At 48.4% G+C, this 20281-nt stretch carries 25 protein-coding genes and 1 tRNA gene; 14 read left to right on the forward strand and 12 right to left on the reverse strand.

Translation table 11 applies throughout. The features are described from left to right. Window positions 1-16: 16 nt before the first annotated feature. Window positions 17-316, reverse strand: a complete 300-nt coding sequence (locus KKH3_RS21755; protein ID WP_072034527.1) for a hypothetical protein — start codon at window positions 314-316, stop codon at window positions 17-19. Between the two features lie 155 nt (window positions 317-471). On the opposite strand from KKH3_RS21755, the gene KKH3_RS21760 reads away from it, so the two are divergent. Beyond that, window positions 472-657, forward strand: a complete 186-nt coding sequence (locus KKH3_RS21760) for a GhoT/OrtT family toxin (protein WP_072034528.1) — start codon at window positions 472-474, stop codon at window positions 655-657. A gap of 83 nt (window positions 658-740) precedes the next feature. Beyond that, complete coding sequence (locus tag KKH3_RS11680) at window positions 741-1247, forward strand: 2-thiouracil desulfurase family protein (protein ID WP_039359707.1); 507 nt, start codon at window positions 741-743, stop codon at window positions 1245-1247. 48 nt (window positions 1248-1295) lie between these two features. On the opposite strand, the gene KKH3_RS11685 is transcribed toward KKH3_RS11680, so the two are convergent. The 4 genes from KKH3_RS11685 to KKH3_RS11700 all read right to left on the reverse strand — a co-directional run bounded on the left by KKH3_RS11685 (window position 1296) and on the right by KKH3_RS11700 (window position 3383). Then, window positions 1296-1724, reverse strand: a complete 429-nt coding sequence (locus tag KKH3_RS11685) for a universal stress protein (RefSeq protein WP_039359709.1) — start codon at window positions 1722-1724, stop codon at window positions 1296-1298. 165 nt (window positions 1725-1889) lie between these two features. Further along, window positions 1890-2345 carry a GNAT family N-acetyltransferase gene (locus KKH3_RS11690; protein WP_039359712.1) on the reverse strand — a complete coding sequence of 152 codons (456 nt, stop codon included), beginning with the start codon at window positions 2343-2345 and terminating at the stop codon, window positions 1890-1892. 4 nt (window positions 2346-2349) lie between these two features. Then, a complete protein-coding gene (locus tag KKH3_RS11695; RefSeq protein ID WP_039359716.1) occupies window positions 2350-2874 on the reverse strand; it encodes an isochorismatase family protein in 525 nt (174 codons plus the stop codon). 86 nt (window positions 2875-2960) lie between these two features. After that, window positions 2961-3383 (reverse strand): NUDIX hydrolase, encoded by a 423-nt coding sequence (locus tag KKH3_RS11700; RefSeq protein ID WP_039359719.1) that lies wholly within the window; start codon window positions 3381-3383, stop codon window positions 2961-2963. A gap of 502 nt (window positions 3384-3885) precedes the next feature. Here KKH3_RS11700 and KKH3_RS11705 point away from each other — a divergent pair. Beyond that, entirely contained in the window at window positions 3886-4140 is a 255-nt protein-coding gene (locus KKH3_RS11705; protein WP_039359722.1) for a biofilm/acid-resistance regulator YmgB/AriR, read from the forward strand. Window positions 4141-4529: 389 nt separating this feature from the next. Here the strand turns inward: KKH3_RS11705 and KKH3_RS11710 are convergent. Beyond that, window positions 4530-4617 (reverse strand) — tRNA-Ser (locus KKH3_RS11710). Window positions 4618-4905: 288 nt separating this feature from the next. Between KKH3_RS11710 and yccA the strand changes: the two genes are divergently transcribed. Together yccA and tusE are read left to right on the forward strand one after the other, a co-directional pair. Then, complete coding sequence (gene yccA / locus KKH3_RS11715; RefSeq protein ID WP_039359724.1) at window positions 4906-5565, forward strand: FtsH protease modulator YccA; 660 nt, start codon at window positions 4906-4908, stop codon at window positions 5563-5565. A 109-nt stretch (window positions 5566-5674) separates the two neighbouring features. Then, complete coding sequence (gene tusE, locus KKH3_RS11720) at window positions 5675-6004, forward strand: sulfurtransferase TusE (RefSeq protein ID WP_039359726.1); 330 nt, start codon at window positions 5675-5677, stop codon at window positions 6002-6004. Window positions 6005-6015: 11 nt separating this feature from the next. On the opposite strand, the gene yccX is transcribed toward tusE, so the two are convergent. Next, window positions 6016-6294 carry an acylphosphatase gene (gene yccX / locus KKH3_RS11725; RefSeq protein ID WP_039359730.1) on the reverse strand — a complete coding sequence of 93 codons (279 nt, stop codon included), beginning with the start codon at window positions 6292-6294 and terminating at the stop codon, window positions 6016-6018. Between the two features lie 221 nt (window positions 6295-6515). Here yccX and hspQ point away from each other — a divergent pair, with 221 nt between their 5' ends. Further along, window positions 6516-6824 carry a heat shock protein HspQ gene (hspQ, locus tag KKH3_RS11730; protein ID WP_039359733.1) on the forward strand — a complete coding sequence of 103 codons (309 nt, stop codon included), beginning with the start codon at window positions 6516-6518 and terminating at the stop codon, window positions 6822-6824. Window positions 6825-6905: 81 nt separating this feature from the next. On the opposite strand, the gene KKH3_RS11735 is transcribed toward hspQ, so the two are convergent. Continuing rightward, window positions 6906-7319 (reverse strand): CoA-binding protein, encoded by a 414-nt coding sequence (locus tag KKH3_RS11735; RefSeq protein ID WP_039359735.1) that lies wholly within the window; start codon window positions 7317-7319, stop codon window positions 6906-6908. A 194-nt stretch (window positions 7320-7513) separates the two neighbouring features. Here KKH3_RS11735 and KKH3_RS11740 point away from each other — a divergent pair, with 194 nt between their 5' ends. Both KKH3_RS11740 and KKH3_RS11745 read left to right on the forward strand, forming a co-directional pair. Beyond that, window positions 7514-8038, forward strand: coding sequence for a DUF2057 family protein (locus KKH3_RS11740; RefSeq protein WP_039359736.1), 525 nt, complete (start codon window positions 7514-7516; stop codon window positions 8036-8038). Window positions 8039-8175: 137 nt separating this feature from the next. Next, window positions 8176-8634 carry a methylglyoxal synthase gene (locus tag KKH3_RS11745; protein ID WP_039359739.1) on the forward strand — a complete coding sequence of 153 codons (459 nt, stop codon included), beginning with the start codon at window positions 8176-8178 and terminating at the stop codon, window positions 8632-8634. 85 nt (window positions 8635-8719) lie between these two features. Here the strand turns inward: KKH3_RS11745 and helD are convergent, their stop codons facing one another. Continuing rightward, window positions 8720-10777 (reverse strand): DNA helicase IV, encoded by a 2058-nt coding sequence (gene helD / locus KKH3_RS11750; RefSeq protein ID WP_039359743.1) that lies wholly within the window; start codon window positions 10775-10777, stop codon window positions 8720-8722. A gap of 197 nt (window positions 10778-10974) precedes the next feature. On the opposite strand from helD, the gene KKH3_RS11755 reads away from it, so the two are divergent. Next, on the forward strand, window positions 10975-11421 hold the full coding sequence (locus KKH3_RS11755; RefSeq protein WP_010276031.1) for a YccF domain-containing protein: 447 nt from the start codon (window positions 10975-10977) through the stop codon (window positions 11419-11421). Between the two features lie 20 nt (window positions 11422-11441). Next, entirely contained in the window at window positions 11442-13577 is a 2136-nt protein-coding gene (gene yccS, locus KKH3_RS11760; protein WP_039359746.1) for a YccS family putative transporter, read from the forward strand. A 15-nt stretch (window positions 13578-13592) separates the two neighbouring features. Here the strand turns inward: yccS and KKH3_RS11765 are convergent, their stop codons facing one another. Further along, window positions 13593-14213 (reverse strand): TfoX/Sxy family DNA transformation protein, encoded by a 621-nt coding sequence (locus KKH3_RS11765; protein ID WP_039359748.1) that lies wholly within the window; start codon window positions 14211-14213, stop codon window positions 13593-13595. A gap of 224 nt (window positions 14214-14437) precedes the next feature. On the opposite strand from KKH3_RS11765, the gene sulA reads away from it, so the two are divergent. Both sulA and ompA read left to right on the forward strand, forming a co-directional pair. After that, window positions 14438-14944: an SOS-induced cell division inhibitor SulA gene (gene sulA, locus KKH3_RS11770; RefSeq protein WP_039359751.1), complete on the forward strand. Its 507-nt coding sequence runs from the start codon at window positions 14438-14440 to the stop codon at window positions 14942-14944. Window positions 14945-15306: 362 nt separating this feature from the next. Further along, window positions 15307-16401, forward strand: a complete 1095-nt coding sequence (gene ompA / locus KKH3_RS11775) for a porin OmpA (protein WP_039359754.1) — start codon at window positions 15307-15309, stop codon at window positions 16399-16401. 78 nt (window positions 16402-16479) lie between these two features. Here the strand turns inward: ompA and matP are convergent, their stop codons facing one another. Beyond that, entirely contained in the window at window positions 16480-16938 is a 459-nt protein-coding gene (gene matP, locus KKH3_RS11780) for a macrodomain Ter protein MatP (RefSeq protein ID WP_039359757.1), read from the reverse strand. Between the two features lie 166 nt (window positions 16939-17104). On the opposite strand from matP, the gene KKH3_RS11785 reads away from it, so the two are divergent. Both KKH3_RS11785 and fabA read left to right on the forward strand, forming a co-directional pair. Continuing rightward, window positions 17105-18874, forward strand: coding sequence for an AAA family ATPase (locus tag KKH3_RS11785; protein WP_039359760.1), 1770 nt, complete (start codon window positions 17105-17107; stop codon window positions 18872-18874). Window positions 18875-18965: 91 nt separating this feature from the next. Continuing rightward, complete coding sequence (gene fabA / locus KKH3_RS11790) at window positions 18966-19484, forward strand: bifunctional 3-hydroxydecanoyl-ACP dehydratase/trans-2-decenoyl-ACP isomerase (RefSeq protein ID WP_039359762.1); 519 nt, start codon at window positions 18966-18968, stop codon at window positions 19482-19484. A gap of 94 nt (window positions 19485-19578) precedes the next feature. Here fabA and KKH3_RS11795 read toward each other — a convergent pair whose 3' ends face one another. Next, on the reverse strand, window positions 19579-20232 hold the full coding sequence (locus KKH3_RS11795; protein ID WP_080756536.1) for a tellurite resistance TerB family protein: 654 nt from the start codon (window positions 20230-20232) through the stop codon (window positions 19579-19581). Window positions 20233-20281: the final 49 nt, after the last annotated feature.

Genomic DNA, 20281 nt, shown 5'->3' on the forward strand with positions numbered 1-20281 from the left:
ATTTTTCTGTCGAATGCTATGTATTTCCCTTTTTCATTCTCCAGTCATCAATCATTTTTCTGGTCACGTCATCTTTGTAACAAATTGGCGAATAGCCTCCTGCCCGGCTCCATGCGCTACGCTTACCGCACTTGCTACCATTACGTGCTGAATTATAAGGACAAGGGCAATTACCGGAATAAGAAGAAATCGATTCCTGAATAATCTTTTCTTTGATCTGTTCATCAGAAATCCGAGAATTTTTCGCCATACTAGGTGTAGAAACAGAAAGCAGGGCTACAGCACACACCATCGCAACAGCCAGTGTTGTTTTCATACCGAAGGTCTCATTTTAACCAGAGGATAGTAACTGTAGTACAAAATACACACCGCAGAGCGGTGCCTCACGACGACCCATTATGGGTTAAAAAATTGATCATAAAATATTAACAACATAAAATGCAGGCGCTTCGAGGATAAAAGGAAATAAACGTGCCACATCACTCCCTCTGGGAACTCATCAAACTTACCTACATGATCGGTTTTGTCGTTTCCTTGATCGTTACTTTCTTGTTAAGTAAAGACAAATCCTTACTCATTCGATTCTTTGCCTCATTAATCGTGGGGCTAACCTGGCCGTTGAGCTTTCCCGTTGTCCTGCTGTTTTCCATTTTTTGAAGCGGCGTTTCTCTTCCATACAACGCGTATGGTGACTCAATGCAGCAACGCCTATGCTCGCTTTTTAGAAGGAATACCCCACGATGAGTAACATTCTAATCAGCGCCTGTCTGTCCGGCTTCCCTGTACGCTATAACGGTACTGAAAAGAAATCTGTCGGCGAATACCTTGCGCAGTGGCGACAACAGGCCAGACTGATTACGTTTTGCCCAGAGCTTGCTGCGGGTTTCTCAACGCCCAGACCTTCAGCAGAAATTATTCCTGCCCCGGGTGGCAATTCGGTCATTAAGGCTGGTGCAAAAGTTGTCGAAGCAACCGGTGGCGATGTAACCGAGCGTTATATCCTGGGAGCCTGGCTAACACTACAAATGGCACAACAGCATAACTGCCGCTACGCTCTGCTTACAGAAGGAAGCCCATCCTGCGGCAGCCGCATCATATATAGCGGACGATTTGATGGTTCACAAACGGCAGGCAGCGGCGTCACCGCAGAATTGCTGCGCCACCACGGTATCGAAGTGTTTTCCGATCGCGAGATCGATCGGTTGATCGAACGCGTTGAATATTGCGATAGCCAGACTGACGCATAGTGTCGCTGCTGCCCCATAACCAAACGCGGCAGCAGCGTTATGCAAAAACTAACGGACAACTAACACTGACATTTTCGCATGGCGAACAATAGCGGCAGCATTTGAGCCAAGCAGATAGGTTTTCACATTCGGTCGCCGTGAACCGATAACGATTAAATCTGCATTCATCTCTTCTGCTAGCGCTAACACTTCGTCTCTGGCCGATCCGAAGCTGACACTGCATGTCAAACGCGATGCAGGAAGATCGATTGTTTTCATCAGTGATTTCAGTTTGTCATTGGCTTTCACCACCGCCTCATTCTCAAACTCTTTTATGCCAAAAGAATAAGCAGATAAAAATGCTGACGCATCCGGGAGGGAATGAAAGAGGTGGATTGCAGCTCCCGACATTTTAGCTAACCTGACTGCATGCGTCAGCGCGTGTGTGGTGAGTTCATCTTCTTCTATATCTACTGGCACCAGGATGCTCGTGTACATAATCACCTCTCCCTATCGTGGATAACTGATTATCTGTCAGCCTGTAAGAAGCGTAGTCTGCTCCTCGTCAGCAGAATATGATCCTGTTCACTTTTACGCATGTTGCCTGCAATTTTTATCCTAATCTGCGCATAAAGCGAGTCGTTAGCTCACCGCAATGTTGATTCAAAGCGACCGTGAATAGATACGTGACGACTCACCCCAAGGGTGATGCCCCATTCCCGTAAAGTGAAACGCATACCGTTCATAAAAACCGCACAGATCCGTACATAAATGCAGCTTAGAAAAACCCATACGACGGGTTTCCTCTGCAAGACGTTCGATAATCCGCCCCGCATAACCGTTGCCACGATGACGCTCTTCAACGTAAAGCGCACACAGCCAGGGATAAAGATCCATACGGCTGATGAAATCATTAGTGATTAACCCTGCGCCACCAATAATATGTCCATCTTTTTCCAGCAAATACCAATCAGGCAATGGGTTTTCGGCATCAATGCAGTGGTTAATACAGTCTTCATAAAGCATCAACGTGTCATCTGACGCCCAATGGCGTTGAAAATAATGAACGGCCCGTTCTTTGTACTCGGGCTGATTTCTGACAGAAATAATAGTCAACATAGGGCTAGCGGCCTGCCTTCCATGAAGCAATGATGTGTTCTGTTGTTTCTACCGTAATCGTGTTACCCGGAATAATAAAATGCCGCCACACGTCGTTGTAATGCGTAGTTAACTGTTCGGCTTTCAGTTCGTCGCGATTGGACGTCGTGTGAGCATCAGCTGCAATCGTCAACGCATAGCCGCGGCTAGCTGCATTTTTAATGGTTGCATCAACGCAATAATCCGTCGCACATCCACAAATCGTAAGGTGGTTTACACCCAACTCAGCCAGCACATCGGATAGCGACGTGCGGTAAAATGCATCACACGCCGTTTTAGTGATAAACAGGCTCCCCTCTGGCTGGTGCAGTTCAGATAATAGTTGCCATCCCTCGCTACCAGACAGCATGCCGTCATCTTCATGCTGAATAAAAATCGTCCGATCTGCTGCATTCGAAAGCTGGTTTATCAATGCGACCGTCTGCGCTTGTCGCGCTCTTGGCGTTGCAAACACCGCCTTTTGCATATCAATCACGATCAAAACCTGCATCTTTTTTCCTTATTTCGACGTTTAACATCGGCATGCATTATCATCATCGAAGCAACGGCACAACCATCCCAACCCGTTAGTTCTGGCTAGATCATGTCCACTATACCATGAGGATAAAACTTGATTTCCCCTGAACGCAGTAAATCAATATCAAACCAGCGGGTGATGATCGGAACACCGTTTGTCTCTATACCATGAATGATATCTTGTTGATAAAGCGACTCATCCTGAAAACGAGCCTCATAAACAAAGACAATCTCATGACCTGGCTTGCCATTGTAGGAGAAAATATTCTCTGAAACGCCCAATAGCGAAAAATCCTTGGTCGCAGCACTGATTTCCTCCTGAACCTCCCTCTCCGCCGCCGCCTGCGACAGCTCGCCAAAATCGATGCCGCCTCCGAGCGGCAACACATAATGCTCATCTTTTATCGGGTCATGCCCTTCTGCTAACAGAATCTTGCCATTATGGCGGAAAAGACAAACGGCTTTTGCTCTGATCTTTTGCATGCCAACGCTCCAGGTAAACTACAGCACTCTTTTGATAAAAATACATTTTTTGGTAAACGGACATTTTTTGACAAAAAGGCACTTATTGATAAACAGCATGTATCGCAAAAAAATGTCATCTTCTTGTACAGATCAAAATCTTATAGGTCGTAATCAAAATGCATTAATAGTCTTTATGTTCAGCTAATGTTTTCCCCTTCCTCCTTTCACCCCGTTATGTTTAACTTATTGAAGTCATGCATCTCACATAATTATTTCAGACATAATATTGGTGGAAAACGATAAATTCATATTTATCCGCCTGACCATTGATCGTCATCACCCTTTCACATTTGGAAGCATCGCTGAGTAACGCTGTATTTATTTATCTTATCGACTGGTTTTATGCGTATGATCGACTAAAGTTAAGTAGCCATTTCTTTATGTCTGGCGGATAGCGCGTTCGTGCTGTCTGGCAGTGTGCGTACAAACAATGTCCAAAGCACGAAAGGGAGGAGAAACAATGCATCCAGAGGTGTCGCAAAACGAGCTCCCAACATCTGGTGGCCTCGGCCTTGATTCTCAGGTCAGTGATACGGAAATGCTCGGTAACATTGTGGAAGAAATCATTCAATCTGGTCATTCCGTTAGCAACAAGGCTATCATCGCTAAATTAGTCCACAAGATTGAAACAGAGGCCAATACTGCCTTTCAGGAAAAATATCGTTCTTTGCTAGAACTGGTGGTTTATAAAACGCAAGATGACTTCCTGATTTAATACGCAGTCAATACATCAGTCTATCGTTTTTCAGTAACATATTGGTTTTTCAGTCAGGAAATTTTATTTAATGTACGCAAGTCCGAACAGAAATAGATAAGCAATAAATAACATCGGCATTTATATTGTCATTATCCCTGAGCAATAACTATCGATTTATTAATGATGAGCAACGCGATGCTTATTTGTTTTTTACTCATCGCTAGCATCCATTTCTGAATGAATAGGTGATGGGAAAATCCGCTGCGTGCCTTCGCTCCAGGTTCCAACATGCTCAGCGCGGACGTTGTTACGACAACGGCCACATCAGCGCCACAAGGTAGAAACGATTTTGGGATTTGATAGCAGAAACGAAAACGGGCTAGCCTAAGCTAACCCGTTGAATTTTTTGGCGGAGGAGTAGAGATTCGAACTCTAGAACACTTTCGCGTCGCCGGTTTTCAAGACCGGTGCCTTCAACCACTCGGCCACTCCTCCGCAATGACGCGAACTATAAACAGTGTGTGAGATCTTGTAAAGCATCACAGCGCTCGATTGCCTGAAAAATAATCTAACACAACGCAATTGCACGTAAAAACGCCACGCGACAGATAAAATAGTGCAATTTATCTCCGGTTTCACACGACTTGCAGGACAAAAACACGCGCGCTGCCCCACAGGATGAAAAATTTCAGCGTAAAGAAGGGTAAACCACCTTTAATAACGTCCTGCAACTATTTACTCTTTGACATTGGATAATAGCACCCTGAAGAGAGAGTCGCTGATATGGATCGTATTGTTGTTTCTTCTACCCGTGAAAGCTCGCTGCTCAGCACTCATAAAGTGCTGCGCAATACCTATTTCCTATTGTCGCTGACACTGGGCTTTTCTGCCGTTACCGCAACGGCAAGTACTGTACTTAACCTGCCCGCTCCTGGCTTAATTCTAATGCTGGTTGGTTTTTATGGTCTGATGTTCCTGACGCACAAACTGGCGAACAGCCCTGCCGGTATTCTGGCAGCGTTCGCACTGACCGGATTTATGGGTTACACGCTGGGCCCGATTTTAAGCTCGTTGATTTCTTCCGGCGCAGGCGACATTGTCATGTTAGCGTTGGGCGGTACAGCGGCGGTGTTCTTCTGCTGTTCAGCCTATGTCTTAACGACACGTAAGGATATGTCCTTCCTGTCAGGCATGATGATGGCAGGGTTCGTTGTTCTGGTTGTTGCCGTCATCGCCAATCTGTTCCTACAGATTCCGGCCTTGCATCTGGCGATCAGCGCCCTGTTTATTTTGTTCTCTGCGGGTGCCATTCTGTGGGAAACCAGTAACATCATTCATGGTGGTGAAACCAACTACATCCGGGCGACGGTTAGCCTGTATGTCGCGATATATAATATCTTCGTTAGCCTGTTGAGCATTCTGGGCATCATGCGTAACGACTAAATCTCGTCTATCGTCGCACCGAGAAAGCCCCATTTGGGGCTTTTTTTATTCCGGCGCAAACAGAAAAATTTGTTAAACTGCGGGCTGATACATCGCAGTCGGAGAGAAGATGTTGGAGTTTGAAGGGCGAACAATCGCAACTGACGCGCAAGGTTACCTTATGGATAGCACCGCGTGGAGTGAAGCCTTGGCTCACATGTTAGCGGAACAGGAAGGCATCGTATTGACTGAGCCGCATTGGGAAGTCGTGCGGTTTGTGCGAAATTTTTATCAGGAGTTCAATACATCGCCCGCGATACGCATGTTGGTTAAGGCGATGGCGCAAAAGTATGGTGAGGAGAAAGGAAATAGCCGCTACCTGTATAAACTCTTTCCTAAAGGGCCAGCCAAGCAGGCAACGAAAATCGCCGGCTTACCCAAACCGGTGAAATGCATCTAGCGCCCTCAGATTCAATAGCGGATCGTAAAACCTTCATAGTCCGTCTTGCCATGTGGCTCAATAAGCACCTTATCAACTCTGGCGCTTCGTGGGCCTCCTTGCTTCAGCCACTCGATCAACGCATCTACCGCATGAGCTTCACCGCTTGCGAGCACCTCCACGCTGCCATCATCACAATTGCGCGCATAGCCATTGAGGCCAAGCTGCCTAGCCTGATGCTGCGTGCTGTAACGAAATCCAACGCCCTGAACCACACCATAGACATAGGCGACAGTCGCTATCGTTGTCATCTTCTCCTCCTCTCCAGCCCAGCGACCCAACAACATTTCATTAGCAGAGCTGTATCTTCTAAAAATTTACACCATACTGTTAATAATGTGTTCAACCAGCGATTCATCAACGAATACATCACTTGAAAACGCTGCACGCTAAAAGGCGTTATCGGATGCGGTTGTCCTTCCTCTACCATCCGCAACGAGTAGAAAGTGTAATCTATTTCCAGGGGGGGGATATGATCATCTGCAAATTTGGTATCGGACAACAGATTCGTCATAGACTACTGGGGTTTCCAGGGGTCGTTATCGATATCGATCCCGAATACTCATTAGACACACCTACCTGGGAAGAAATTAGCGGCAATGATACGCCACGCTCCGAACCGTGGTACCACGTTGTCATGGAAGATGATGAAGGCCAACCGATCCATACGTACCTGGCAGAGGCGCAGTTGATGAAGGAAGAGCTTTCTGAGCACGAACACTCTTCGCTGAACGAATTAGCTGAGGTCATTCAGCGCCGTGCGCCGCAGCTGCGCCATTAATTTTCACTAAAAACAGATACTGGCGACCAACGCAAAATATTGGCGATGTTGTGGTATTCAGCATCGCCGACTATCTGCAACTTATTTCTCCAACCCCAGCCGCGGGATTTCAATTTTCGGGCAGCGATCCATCACGACGATCAGTCCGGCATCGTGAGCCAGAATTGCCGCTTGCTCATTAATCACACCAATCTGTAACCACAGAACGGTAGCGCCGATGGCGATGGCCTCTTTGGCTATTTCATAAGCGGCTTCCGGCTGGCGAAAGACATCGACCATATCAACCGGTTTAGGAATGTCCGCTAAGCTGGCATATCCTTGTTGCCCTAAAAGTGTCTGGTCGGCCAGTTTGGGACTAACTGGGATAACCTCGTAGCCCTGTTTTAGCAAATACGCCATCACACCATAACTCGGGCGGGACGGATTATCGCTGGCTCCCACTAACGCAATGGTTTTTACCGTTTTCAGTACAGACTCAATATCTCTGTCATTCATGCTATTCAACCTCTCTTGCGTGATTTATTACAGTGTATCGCACATCCTACGACGAGCAGGAAATAGCGTAAAACCACGTTCATCTGTGCCTTATGGCGCGAAAAATGCCATAACAGTCTGTTTCAAATTGAAACCTTTGACACACTCAGACAATTCCTCAACAATACTCGGATTACGTGCCATCTGGGAAAATTATGAAATTCGGCTTCATCACTGTCTGCCTTGTTATTGCAGGTTTAAGTACCTCAGCAATTGCGGCAACAACGTTGAAATTAGATCAGAAGATCAATCTCCTTATGGTTGACGGGCAGAGGATGTCAGGCTCGTTGCTGAAAGGTGCCGATAGCCTCGAACTGAGCAGTGGACAACACCAAATTCTCTTCAAAGTGGTTGAGACTGTCGACCACCAAACAGGTGCCCCAGTAACCTATTTTCCCTCAACATTTATTGCGACCTTTAATACAGAAAAAATGACGTCGGTGTCATTTAAGCTGCCGCCGCTGCGAACCGTTCAGGATCGCAAAAATTTTACCGCCCAGCCTGAATATCAATTGCTTGATGAAAAAAATCAGGCGATCCCCGTTCGTAGCGATGCGATTGTGATCGCAGACAGTGAGCTACTCGATATAGAGCGAAAAATGTCAGAATACAACGCAGCAGCGAAAGGCGCTTCGGTTGCTGGCTTTGCTACCGTACTGAATGAATCCGTAAGCTGGTGATTTTATATGCAGTCACAGTAGATTTTTGATACCCGTTCGCCTTTTCCTACTTTTATCGCTTTGCACTGAAACGGCGTTTCCGTAATCTGTCTGTACCCTAGCGTCAGCTTTACTACACCAGATTGAAGGACGTAACCATGGAGTTCACCACCCGTACCATCCCCGCGCAAAAACATATTGCGCTGGTAGCACACGACCACTGTAAACAATCTTTGCTGGATTGGGTTGGTACGAACAAACAACAGCTCACAGAGCACACGCTTTACGCTACCGGAACCACTGGTAACCTAATTCAGTTGAATACGGGTCTTCCCGTAAAAAGCATGCTAAGTGGACCGATGGGGGGTGACCAGCAGGTTGGCGCACTCATTTCCGAAGGGAAAATCGATTTAATGATCTTCTTTTGGGATCCGCTTAACGCCGTGCCACACGATCCCGATGTCAAGGCGCTGCTGAGGCTGGCTACGGTTTGGAACATCCCTGTTGCCACCAACCGGGCAACGGCTGATTTCCTGATTCACTCAGCGCTATTTAAAGAACCGGTTCAAATCGCCATTCCTGATTATCAGCGCTACCTACAAGACCGTCTGAAATAATATCAGTCCATCACCCTGGACCAGCGGCGTGCTACATGAATACACCATCGACGCTGGTCTCTTTTGTTCTATTTCTCTTTTTTCGTTATCCCGGCTTACGCTGCGTCGGTACGCCTAGGCGGTGAAGATGTTCAATAAACACTGATGGATTTGTCACATCCTGTAGCAACCAAACGCGATGTTTCGCCCTCGTCAGCGCCACATACAGTAAACGCCGCTCTTCCGCATCGGGGAAGTCCTCCGGTTCAGGTAATAGCACCGCCTCAATGACAGACTCTCTTGCCGGAGCCGGGAACCCATCTTTCCCTTCATGCATACCCACAATAATGACATACTCCGCCTGCTGCCCTTTACTGGCGTGCACCGTCATGAAATCAATCTGCAAATTCGGCCATTTGGTCGCAGCCTTCTCTAAAATCGCTGGGCGTAAATGGTGATAACGCGCCAGCACGAGAATGCGTTCATCCGCTTTCACAAAGCCGCTAAGTTTATCCAGAAGGGGTTCAAGCTGATCCTGAGGCAGGATGGTCACCGCTTTTTTATCTCCCTTATTCAGGCTATTAAGCGGTTTCCTCAACTGATATGGGTTTTGCTGTATGAACGTGTTGGCGACTTCACCAATGCGTTCATTAAAACGATAGGTGGTATCCAGCGCGCACTGCTCGCCTACGCCGAAATGCTGTTCAAATGCTGTCGTCAACGCCAGCTCAGCACCGCTAAAACGATAAATTGCCTGCCAGTCATCCCCAACAGCAAAAAGACAGGTACGGCTATTTTGTCGACGCAATGCTGCTAACAGCGTCGCACGCTGCGGTGAGATATCTTGAAATTCGTCCACCAGAATGTGCTTCCAGGGACTCACAAAGCGCCCTTTATCCAGCAAGTTCACGGCTTGATGGATGAGGCCAGAGAAATCGACGGCATTCTCATCCTTAAGCGCTTTTTTCCAGGCTTTCAACAACGGAGCCATCAGGCGAACTCGTTGCTGAAATACTGTCCGAATTGATTCTGGCGCCTGCTCAACCATTTCACTCTGGCTGCCGCCGTGCATACGCATCAAGCCTAACCAGCGTTCAAGTCGCCCAGCCAACCGTCCCGCCAGCTTCGGATCGCTCCAGAAATCGCCTTCTGGCACATCCCATTCCAGCTCTTCTGTTAACCAGCGTCGCCACCCGTTAGCCTGCGTTTTTTTCTCAGCACACTGCTGCTGCCAATGAGAAATCAGCAATTCTCGACGCTGTTTCGCATCACTTTCCAGTTGGCTTATCATCGGGGCCTTGCGGCTAGCCTGCTGAATAATGTGCAATGCCAGCGCATGGAACGTCTTAGCCTGAATCTCATCCGTGCTGACCCGCTCCCGGATACGTTCGTTCATCTCTTCTGCCGCTTTACGTCCAAATGCCAGCAGTAGAATCTGATCGGGCGTGGCTTCTTGACGATGCAGTAACCATGCCGCTCGGGCCACCAGTACGGAGGTTTTCCCACTGCCAGCGCCGGCCAGTACCAGCACTCCCTCTTCACCATTAATCACAGCTTTACTCTGCGACACATTTAGTGGCGAACTCTCTACCGTTTCAAAGAAAGACTGTTCTGCCGCCAGCGTGCGATCCATCCATGCCTGATTCACCGCTGTGCGCGTCTCATCGCCCTGCTCAAGCCAGCGCAAGCAATTCTGGTAGTGGTCACGGCAGTTATCAAAGGTTTCAAGACGAGAAACAGGAAGCGGCAAAGCGCCCAGCGATTCACGAATGGCATTCTGCAATGTTGCTAAAGCCTGTCGGCTAAACCATTTATCCTGCTGCGTCAGTGTTTGAATACTGTCCGTTTGGCGTTGCAAAACTTCAGCACTGATCAGACTCATCTCCTCGCTCCAGTCGAGCCAGGATTTAAGAAGATGGCGGTAAAAAGCCTGCGTTTCCTGCCACTCTGTTCCGTGCAAGCGCACCACTTTTCCGGCTGGCAATTCAAATTCCAGCTCTCCCCACACCAGCCCTCTTTTACAGTGAATACTCAGCAACTGATTAAAAGGGATCAGGTATTGATGTTTATCGCCACTCACTTCGACACCGGCATTCAGTAACCGCACCCGGTTGTAAGGATGCTGGGCCAGATGTTTACCTAACGAGGTAGATTTCAGTTCCATGATGTTCGCGCCATGACTATGTGAGAGGTTATTCGTCCATTTTTATCGTTTATCTGTTCACTAGTTTACCCGTTATCAGACTTCACGCTCTAGCCTTAAAAACAGGTTAGGATATCCTGATGCTTAATGTGATAATTCTTTTACCATCAGCGAGTTTGGTTACTTTATCGGTTTACCTTACACGTACAGGAGAGAGTATGCGTACTGTGTTGAATATCCTTAACTTCGTATTAGGTGGTTTTTTCACCACGTTAGCCTGGCTTCTGGCGACTGTTGTCAGCGTGCTGCTGATTTTTACCTTGCCGCTAACACGCTCATGTTGGGAAATCACCAAGCTGTCACTCTTGCCTTATGGCAATGAGGCCATCCATGTTGACGAGCTGCGCCCAGATGAAAAGAGCGCGATTCTCAGCGCAGGCGGATCGCTGCTGAATATCTTCTGGTTCATTTTCTTTGGCTGGTGGCTTTGCCTGTCGCACATCATTACTGGCATCGCACAGTGTATTACGATCATTGGCATTCCTGTTGGCATCGCCAATTTTAAAATTGCCGCCATCGCGCTGTGGCCAGTAGGGCGTCGCGTGGTTTCCGTCGAACTGGCGCAGGCTGCGCGGGAAAACAATGCCCGCCGCCACTTTCGCTAACGGCATCTAAGGATATTACGTTGCTCATCTTCGCCCCGGGAATTCGCCGCTATGTGTATAACAGCAGTTGGCTGTATACCATTCGCATCCTTATTGCTCTGAGTGGTGCGGCGGCCGTTCCCTGGTGGCTTGGGCAGCCAACATCGACTATCCCCGTCACGCTTGGCGTCGTCGCAGCCGCCCTTACCGACCTTGACGATCGCCTCACCGGACGTCTGCGTAATCTGTTCATTACGCTGGCCTGTTTTTTTGTCGCTTCCGTTTCGATCGAATTGCTTTTCCCCTATCCCTGGCTGTTTGGCCTTGGTCTGGCAGTATCAACCTGCGGATTTATTCTGCTCGGCGCATTAGGGCAACGCTATGCAACTATTGCATTCGGCGCACTGCTGATCGCTATTTACACCATGCTGGGCATCTCGCTTTATGACAACTGGTATCAGCAGCCCATCATGCTGCTGATCGGGGCCTCGTGGTACAACCTGCTGACGCTATTCGGCCACCTGATATTCCCCATCCGCCCGTTGCAGGATAACCTCGCGCAGTGTTATCAGCAGTTGGCTCGCTATCTGGATGCCAAAGCTAACCTCTTCGACCCCGACATTGAAGAAGAAACCGACAAGCCCCTCATTGACGTCGCGATGGCAAACAGCCAGCTGGTTGCGACGCTCAACCAGACCAAATCATCGCTATTAACACGTCTGCGTGGCGATCGCGGCCAGCGCGGTACGCGCCAAACGCTGCACTACTATTTTGTCGCGCAGGATATTCACGAACGGGCCAGCTCATCGCATGTTTACTATCCGCAACTGCGTGAAAAACTGCGCTATAGCGATGTCTTATTCCGCTTTCAGCGCCTGCTGAGTATGCAGGCCAAAGCCTGTCAGCAGTTGTCGCAATCTATTCTTCTCCAGCAAAAATATCAGCATGATAGCCGCATTGAGCGGGCTTTCGTGCATCTCGAGTCCGCTATTGCGCGCATTGCTGCCAACAACATGGCCGACGCCGCACAAATCAAAGCGCTCACTTATCTCTTGAATAATCTGCGCGCCATTGATGCTCAGTTGGCGACTATCGAATCTGAACAGGCGATTGAGCAAGAAAACAACCCGGAAAACACGCTGGCAGATGACAAAATCACGGGGTGGAGCGACATCCGCTTACGCATTAGCCGCCACTTGACGCCGCAGTCGGCACTGTTTCGTCATGCCATACGTATGTCCGTGCTGCTCTGTAGCGGCTACGCGTTGATTCAGGTCACGGGCTTGCAACACGGGTATTGGATTCTGCTCACCAGCCTGTTTGTTTGTCAGCCCAACTATAACGCCACTCGGCGGCGTCTGACGTTGAGAATTATCGGGACATTGACTGGTATTTTGCTTGGCCTACCCATCCTATACTTCGTTCCTTCGCTGGAAGGACAACTGACGTTGATCGTTATCAGTGGCGTACTATTTTTCGCCTTTCGCAACGTACAGTACGCCCACGCGACCATGTTTATTACCCTGCTTGTCCTGCTCTGTTTCAACCTGTTAGGTGAAGGCTTTGAGGTTGCAGTGCCACGCATTATTGATACGCTACTAGGGTGTGCCATCGCATGGGCGGCGGTGAGTTTTATTTGGCCAGACTGGCGCTTCCGCGGTCTGCCAACCGTCATCAATAAGACATTGGATGCCAACTGCCGTTATCTTGATGCGATCATGGTTCAATATTATCAGGGGAAAGATAATAGCCTGCCTTATCGCATTGCCCGCCGCGATGCGCATAACTGCGATGCAGAACTGGCCTCCGTCGTATCGAATATGTCTTCAGAGCCTCATGCGACCAGAAATAAGCTGGACAGCGCATTCCGCTTCATGTGTCTGAATCATACGTTGCTAAGCTATATTTCGACGCTCGGCGCACACCGAGGGAAAATTACCTCAACGGAAACGCTGCAATTGCTGGATGATGCCGTGTGTCACGTTGATGATGCGTTACACTGCAACGAAGAGGAAAGTTTGCGTATCAATCAGGGATTGAAAACTATCACTGCCAGCCTTCAATCCCTTTCACCCGAATCAGACAGTAAAGAATCATTAATTATTCAGCAAATCGGCCTATTGATCGGTCTCTTACCTGAACTCGTACAGTTAAAAAATGACATGATTACACAGTGAAAATAGGTATTTTTCTTAGTGCTTTGGCCCTTTGGATACCGCATTATTTTTATACCATTCCAACAGTTCGTTGCGGATACCGCGAGGGAGTGCCGCCTGATGAGTACCACAAATTGCACCAGCAAGCGCCAATAGCACGTTAACACTCAGATTAGCGCGAACCTTCCGCAACTCGAGATAGCTGTTTTTCGCACCATAATGTTGTAATTCATCGACATTCTTTATTCCTGCTTTCCACAGCAGCCGTTCGATATCGTGGTTAAGATTCGGAAGATCTTTTAGCCGTCCGTTGGCACTTATGACGGCTTTATCATACTGCGCGCCTCCCAGTGCCAGATGGGCGAAATACAATAACTGCTCAGATTCTTGCCATAATGCTTCATCGACGAGAAAGTAATTCAACGGAACGGGCATGCCGCGCTTGGTATAAATCAGATTAGGCATATCCCGCTGTTGAAAATATTTTTCATCCTTCTTACTGGCGCGAAGATAAAGCTCCCCTTCTGACACCAGTCCAAAAATCGTTTTATTTGCTGCGATGCTGTAGCCACCAAATTGGGAACGCGAAGTGATGTCCCCCAAAGATGAAAAAGACTGCTGAGATTGCAAAATCCTTTTTTTGCATAATTGCTTCATTGCCATAATCCTTAGTATTGAAATGATCTCTTCCTGAACAATTAGAAATATCTGTAGCAGGAACAAATAATTAACCACAGCCCCGATGCGGCTTCAAACAGTAAATGTGTTTACTGTCTCTTGCATATGGAATATGCGAAGCGCTTTCAAAAAAATCAGGTTGATTTTCACGCACACAGTAGATACTGTATGTTCATACAGTAACACTATGGGTAGAACTCATTATGCGTACGCAATCAATCCGCTCTCACAACATCGAGCCGTCATCGTTTTCTGCAAATCAACACGCTGCGGAGCCCTCGGTTGCCACAGGTGGAATCATCAGCGAAATCGTGTACAACGCCGATCAGCCCATAGTCACACACTTGTTATTACCGCTCTTACAGCAGCTAGGTACGCAGTCTCGTTGGCTGTTGTGGCTTTCTCCTCAGCAAAAATTGAGCCGCCCTTGGGTTCAGCAATCTGGGCTACCGTTGGATAAAATGGTACAACTTCACCACATCAATCCGCTGTTTACGGTTGATGCTATGGAAAGAGCCTTGCTGACAGGGAATTACAGCGCTGTTTTGTGCTGGTTACCACACGAATTAACGGAAGAAGAGAGGGTTCGGTTACGGCACGCCGCACAGGCAGGAAACACGTATGGCTTCATTATGCGACCAGAAAGTGCTGGCGGTGACGCCTATAGACTGTTTCCTAGCCTTAAAATTCATTCGACATTGTATCATTAAGTAAATTAAGAATTTTCTCAGCTCATCTAGGTTATACGCCTTGTCGATCGCCGCAGAGCGGTATTCTGCGGGCTTTTTGGATATATTTAATACAGCTAGAAGGCGTAAGATCTGTCAAAAGCATCTACTATTTGTTAGCAAGTATGTATGAATCGTGCGGTTTTCTTATGATGTAAATCACATCATACTTGTAACTTTCTCATCACGTTGTAGACTTTAACTCGCTGGAGTTGCTCTTTTATAACGTCAGTTGACTGACAGTGAGTCATAAATAAGGGCAAAGTCTCCAACCAAAGGATTTTAACCAAAGGTTTATTAGCCCTCCAGGTTAATTACCGATTTGGATGATAATGAGGCGTAAAATGAAAAAAACAGCTATCGCAGTTGCAGTGGCACTGGCTAGCTTCGCGACCGTCGCGCAAGCAGCTCCTAAAGACAATACCTGGTACACCGGTGGTAAACTGGGTGTGTCTCAATTCCACGATACTGGTTTCTACGGAAATGGTTACACTGGTGTCAACAACAACCCAATCAAAAGCAAGTTAGGCGCTGGTGCATTTGTTGGTTATCAAGCCAACCCGTACCTGGGTTTTGAACTGGGCTACGACTGGCTGGGCCGCATGAAGTATGCAGGTTCAACTGCATCAAATGATGACAGCGCTAGCTTCAAAGCACAGGGCATCCAACTGGCTGCTAAACTGAGCTACCCAGTTCTGCCTGATCTGGATGTTTATACCCGTTTAGGTGGTATGGTATGGCGCGCTGATAGCCATGCAGCAACCTCTGTCAACACAGGTGTAAGAACTGATATCAACAACGACGACACTGGCGTTTCTCCGCTGGCTGCGATCGGTGTTGAATACGCTATCGACAAAAACTGGGCCACTCGTATTGATTACCAGTGGGTAAGCAATATTGGTGATGCAGGCACAGTCGGTGCTCGTCCAGACAACATGCTCATCAGTGCTGGTCTTTCTTACCGTTTCGGCCAGGATGACCGTGTAGCACCAGTTGTTGCACCAGCTCCTGCTCCAGCTCCAGTTGTTGAAACCAAGCGTTTCACCCTGAAATCTGACGTTCTGTTCAACTTCAACAAAGCAACACTGAAAGCAGAAGGCCAGCAATCACTGGATCAACTGTACACCCAGTTGAGCTCTCTGGATCCTAAAGATGGTTCTGTTGTTGTTCTGGGCTTCACTGACCGTTTAGGTTCAGAGCAATACAACCAAGGCCTGTCTGAAAAACGTGCACAGAGCGTCGTTGATTACCTGGTTTCTAAAGGTATCCCTGCGAACAAAGTCTCTGCTCGTGGCCTGGGCAAATCTCAACCTGTTACCGGTTCTACCTGTGACAACGTGAAACCTCGTGCTGCGCTGATCGACTGCCTGGCACCGGATCGTCGCGTAGAGATCGAAGTTAAAGGCATCAAAGACGTTGTAACTCAGCCTCAGGCTTAAGTTATTAACGAAAAAAAACCTCGCTTCGGCGAGGTTTTTTTATGCCTGTTTATCGGCAAGATAGATGACAAACACCGATCACATTTCGTCGTTATTCAGAATAGCTTTAAGATCCTGCTTAAGCAGCGACATCTGGCTGGCATATTTTTCTTTGTGTTCAGCGTCTTCAATTAACTGCACTATCGTTTCTGATAACGTCACTCCGCGTCTCTGCGCAAGAGCAGCAAGACGCTGCCAAACCAGGTATTCCAGATCGATCGATTTCTTGCGTGTATGCTGATGCTCTGCGTTGAAATGGCGTTTGCGCCGTGCGCGAATTGTCTGCTTCATCCGGTTTTCTAAGGTGGGATTCATACATTGCGCAATCCACTCCAACACTTTCACCGGCTGGTTTTCCATTTTAAGCAATGCTTGTACAGCATCATCCGCAGCGCTTTGCTCGAGAAAACGCGTAATCTCTTCCCCCTCCCGATGCTTCTTCACCAGGTATTTCCATTTCCACCCGCACTCAAGATTTTCTAGTTGTTGATATTTCATATTAAATTCTTCAGTGACCGCGTAACGTGACTTTCAGCATAACAGTTTTCCTTGATTTTGGCCGCTTTCTGGCAGCTTTTAAGATGATTAGCCAAACGCGGCCTGCGTTCCAACGTATGAAAGATGACGGAGAGATGACTCTCCTTATGCGAAGTTTAGATTATTCTTGTATAATCACGCTTTTCCTTCAGACGATTACATTGATACTTTGACCAGTAACCGACTCTCATGGCAGCATTTACTGCCCAATAATACGCCTTATCAAACGCTATTCACTCAGGCAGCGCAACTTGCTCCTGCTGAATTCTCCGCTATTCAGTCGCGTCTGGCAGACAGCCTGACGCTCTTTTGCCACCCTCGTTCCCCTTCCCGCTTTATGCTATTGAAAGCGCAGGAGAATGATGAATATATGGCATTGATCGCCCGTGCGCTAAGCGCCATCAGGCCAGACTCCGGGGCGATACATGGCAGTAAATATATCATTGAGGGTCGTCATATCCGGGTCGAACCCGCCACACAGCCTGCGGATAATTTTGCCGCACAGCAATCCTGTGGCTATCAGGAATGGATTGAACCTGAACAGCTCTTCGGCTGTGTACGCAGTTTTCACGATGAAGTCACGCTGCACCCAGGACTGATTCATCAGATAAATGGCGGTACGTTGATCCTGTCAGCCAGAGCACTGCTGGCTCAGCCGTTGATGTGGCTGCGTCTGAAACAGATTATGGCTGAAGGTCTCTATCGTTGGCTGTCACCAGACGAGCGCAAACCACTTCCTGTTGATGTACCACCGATGCCGCTTGATCTTCGTCTGATCATTCTCGGTGATCGTGAAAGTTTGGCAGATATTCATGATATGGAGCCGGAATTAGGCGAACACGCGATTTACGGCGAGTTCGAAGCGCAATTGCAGTTAATTGAAACTGACGACATGGCGCGCTGGTGCTCCTACATCAATGCCCTGTGCAGCGAAAATCAGCTGCCGCTGCTGGATGCCGATGCCTGGCCGGCATTAGTGAACATTGCGATACGCTACAGCGGCGATCAAGGCAACTTGCCATTATGCCCGCGTTGGCTAATCAGCCAGTTAAAATATGCATCTCTATACGCCAGAGATGGTCAAATCACGGAGCAGGCGCTGGTTGACGCCGTTGCCGCTCGCCAATGGCGTGAAGGCTACCTTCGCGAACGCATGCAGGATGAAATCGAATTAGGTCAGATCCTGATCGAAACGGAAGGCGAAGTCGTCGGCCAGATTAATGGACTTTCCGTATTAGAATTCCCTGGCTACCCCGTTGCCTTTGGCGAGCCGACACGTATCAGTTGCGTGGTTCACGCGGGCGACGGTGAATTCACCGACGTTGAGCGCAAAGCCGAACTTGCTGGCAATTTACACGCCAAGGGTATGATGATCATGCAGGCATTCCTGATTACAGAACTGGAGCTTGATCAACAACTGCCCTTCTCTGCGTCCATAGTCTTCGAGCAATCGTACAGCGAAGTTGATGGCGACAGTGCCTCACTGGCAGAGCTGTGCGCGTTGGTGAGCGCCCTCGCCTTGCGACCCATTAATCAACAGTTCGCGGTAACCGGTTCCGTCGATCAATTTGGTCACGTGCAGCCAATTGGCGGCGTGAATGAGAAAATCGAAGGTTTTTTTGAGGTCTGCCAGCGTCGTGGGCTGACGGGAACACAGGGCGTGATTTTACCTACGGCTAATCTACGTCATCTCTGTTTACAGGAAGATGTCGTTGAAGCGGTACGTGGAGGGAAATTCCATCTTTTCCCGGTAGAAACTGCGCCGGAAGCGTTGTCATTATTGACCAACTTCGCTTATGACGATGAGCAACAGCCAAACCTGCTGTCCGCTATTCGTGAGAGAATTGGACAACTTGCACCGCAAGAACGTAGACGTTTCCCTTGGTTTTTCCGTTAAACCAACTGGTTTAACCAGACGCAACAGACTTGCCCAGCGTACAGGTGTACGCTAACCTGCGTGCTTCATTAAAACAAGGCTTACAGAGACCATGGTAGATAAACGCGAATCCTATACAAAAGAAGACCTCCTTGCCTCCAGTCGTGGTGAACTGTTCGGCCCGCAAGGCCCTCAGTTACCTGCCCCTAACATGCTCATGATGGACCGCGTCGTTAAAATGACGGAAGACGGCGGTAAGTATGGCAAAGGCTATGTGGAAGCCGAATTGGATATCACGCCTGACCTGTGGTTCTTCGGTTGCCACTTCATCGGCGATCCGGTGATGCCAGGCTGCCTCGGCCTGGATGCCATGTGGCAATTAGTCGGCTTTTATCTGGGCTGGCTGGGTGGCGAAGGCAAAGGCCGCGCGCTCGGCGTGGGTGAAGTCAAATTCGCCGGACAAATATTGCCGACAGCGAAGAAAGTGACGTATCGCATTCACTTCAAACGCGTGATCAATCGCCGTTTGGTGATGGGTATTGCTGATGGCGAAGTACTGGTTGATGGTCAACAGATCTATACCGCTGACGAACTGAAAGTAGGTTTGTTCAAAGACGCCAGCGCTTTCTAAGCGCCAGATAGCACTGCGGGCGAAAAACTTTTCGCCCGCATTATCCGTTTATTTCTCCGATGTTATCCCTGCGTGGTTTAAACCACTCGCCCTATCATGATGGACTTTTCAGTTCATGGGTGATCGACTGCCGTACGTCTTGCGGTATCTTCAATTCAGTCGCTAACGCATCCAGATAGCTTTTCTCCATGAAGTGGTCGACATCGATTACTGCGCAGCTCAGGAAGTACACCTCGAGCGCTTCTTCCTCGTTCTTCACGTCTTTTGCCAGCAAAACAGGGTCAAGCGGTTGTTCTATAGCTTCCTGCACCCAGCGCTGCGCGTCACTCCCCAGTTGCAGTTGCTGGATATTGTCATCAATACGCTGTTTCTCAGTCGCATCAATATGGCCGTCGCTCTTGGCAGCAAAAACCAACGCCTGAATCAGACGGCGGGCACGAACATTGTCGCCCGAAGACTGGGTGCCAAACTGTGGATCGTCCTGATGCGTGTCACGAACGCGTTTTTTGTACTGGTTCCACAACACCACGCCCGCCGCCGCACTGCCGCCAATGATCAACGCATTTTTACCCAACGAACCCATGATTTTCCGCGTGGATTTATTCGACAACAACACGCCCGCCAAACCGCCCAACGCAGCAGGCTTCAGCATATCGCCCAAGTTGCCGTTTTTGCCCCCTTGATGCTGATTCCCCTGCTTGCTACCGGAGCCCAATAAGCCCTGAATCTGTTGCAGCCAATTATTCATTTTCATTCCTCAAGGAAAAGTGACATCACTGATGGTGTTGTCACTCATA

The organism is Pectobacterium actinidiae (assembly GCF_000803315.1).
GTDB lineage: Bacteria > Pseudomonadota > Gammaproteobacteria > Enterobacterales > Enterobacteriaceae > Pectobacterium > Pectobacterium actinidiae.

Excerpts from the sequence above, each read along its gene's own strand:
- yccX (WP_039359730.1), bottom strand. The coding sequence starts at position 6,294 with ATGACAACGATAGCGACTGTCGCCTATGTCTATGGTGTGGTTCAGGGC.
- matP (WP_039359757.1), bottom strand. The coding sequence starts at position 16,938 with ATGAAATATCAACAACTAGAAAATCTTGAGTGCGGGTGGAAATGGAAA.
- KKH3_RS11795 (WP_080756536.1), bottom strand. The coding sequence starts at position 20,232 with ATGAATAATTGGCTGCAACAGATTCAGGGCTTATTGGGCTCCGGTAGC.
- KKH3_RS11695 (WP_039359716.1), bottom strand. The coding sequence starts at position 2,874 with ATGCAGGTTTTGATCGTGATTGATATGCAAAAGGCGGTGTTTGCAACG.
- KKH3_RS11740 (WP_039359736.1), top strand. The coding sequence starts at position 7,514 with ATGAAATTCGGCTTCATCACTGTCTGCCTTGTTATTGCAGGTTTAAGT.
- KKH3_RS21755 (WP_072034527.1), bottom strand. The coding sequence starts at position 316 with ATGAAAACAACACTGGCTGTTGCGATGGTGTGTGCTGTAGCCCTGCTT.
- hspQ (WP_039359733.1), top strand. The coding sequence starts at position 6,516 with ATGATCATCTGCAAATTTGGTATCGGACAACAGATTCGTCATAGACTA.
- KKH3_RS11705 (WP_039359722.1), top strand. The coding sequence starts at position 3,886 with ATGCATCCAGAGGTGTCGCAAAACGAGCTCCCAACATCTGGTGGCCTC.
- helD (WP_039359743.1), bottom strand. The coding sequence starts at position 10,777 with ATGGAACTGAAATCTACCTCGTTAGGTAAACATCTGGCCCAGCATCCT.
- sulA (WP_039359751.1), top strand. The coding sequence starts at position 14,438 with ATGCGTACGCAATCAATCCGCTCTCACAACATCGAGCCGTCATCGTTT.
- yccA (WP_039359724.1), top strand. The coding sequence starts at position 4,906 with ATGGATCGTATTGTTGTTTCTTCTACCCGTGAAAGCTCGCTGCTCAGC.
- tusE (WP_039359726.1), top strand. The coding sequence starts at position 5,675 with ATGTTGGAGTTTGAAGGGCGAACAATCGCAACTGACGCGCAAGGTTAC.
- KKH3_RS11735 (WP_039359735.1), bottom strand. The coding sequence starts at position 7,319 with ATGAATGACAGAGATATTGAGTCTGTACTGAAAACGGTAAAAACCATT.
- KKH3_RS11700 (WP_039359719.1), bottom strand. The coding sequence starts at position 3,383 with ATGCAAAAGATCAGAGCAAAAGCCGTTTGTCTTTTCCGCCATAATGGC.
- ompA (WP_039359754.1), top strand. The coding sequence starts at position 15,307 with ATGAAAAAAACAGCTATCGCAGTTGCAGTGGCACTGGCTAGCTTCGCG.
- KKH3_RS11755 (WP_010276031.1), top strand. The coding sequence starts at position 10,975 with ATGCGTACTGTGTTGAATATCCTTAACTTCGTATTAGGTGGTTTTTTC.
- KKH3_RS11745 (WP_039359739.1), top strand. The coding sequence starts at position 8,176 with ATGGAGTTCACCACCCGTACCATCCCCGCGCAAAAACATATTGCGCTG.
- fabA (WP_039359762.1), top strand. The coding sequence starts at position 18,966 with ATGGTAGATAAACGCGAATCCTATACAAAAGAAGACCTCCTTGCCTCC.
- KKH3_RS11680 (WP_039359707.1), top strand. The coding sequence starts at position 741 with ATGAGTAACATTCTAATCAGCGCCTGTCTGTCCGGCTTCCCTGTACGC.
- KKH3_RS11685 (WP_039359709.1), bottom strand. The coding sequence starts at position 1,724 with ATGTACACGAGCATCCTGGTGCCAGTAGATATAGAAGAAGATGAACTC.
- KKH3_RS11690 (WP_039359712.1), bottom strand. The coding sequence starts at position 2,345 with ATGTTGACTATTATTTCTGTCAGAAATCAGCCCGAGTACAAAGAACGG.
- KKH3_RS11765 (WP_039359748.1), bottom strand. The coding sequence starts at position 14,213 with ATGAAGCAATTATGCAAAAAAAGGATTTTGCAATCTCAGCAGTCTTTT.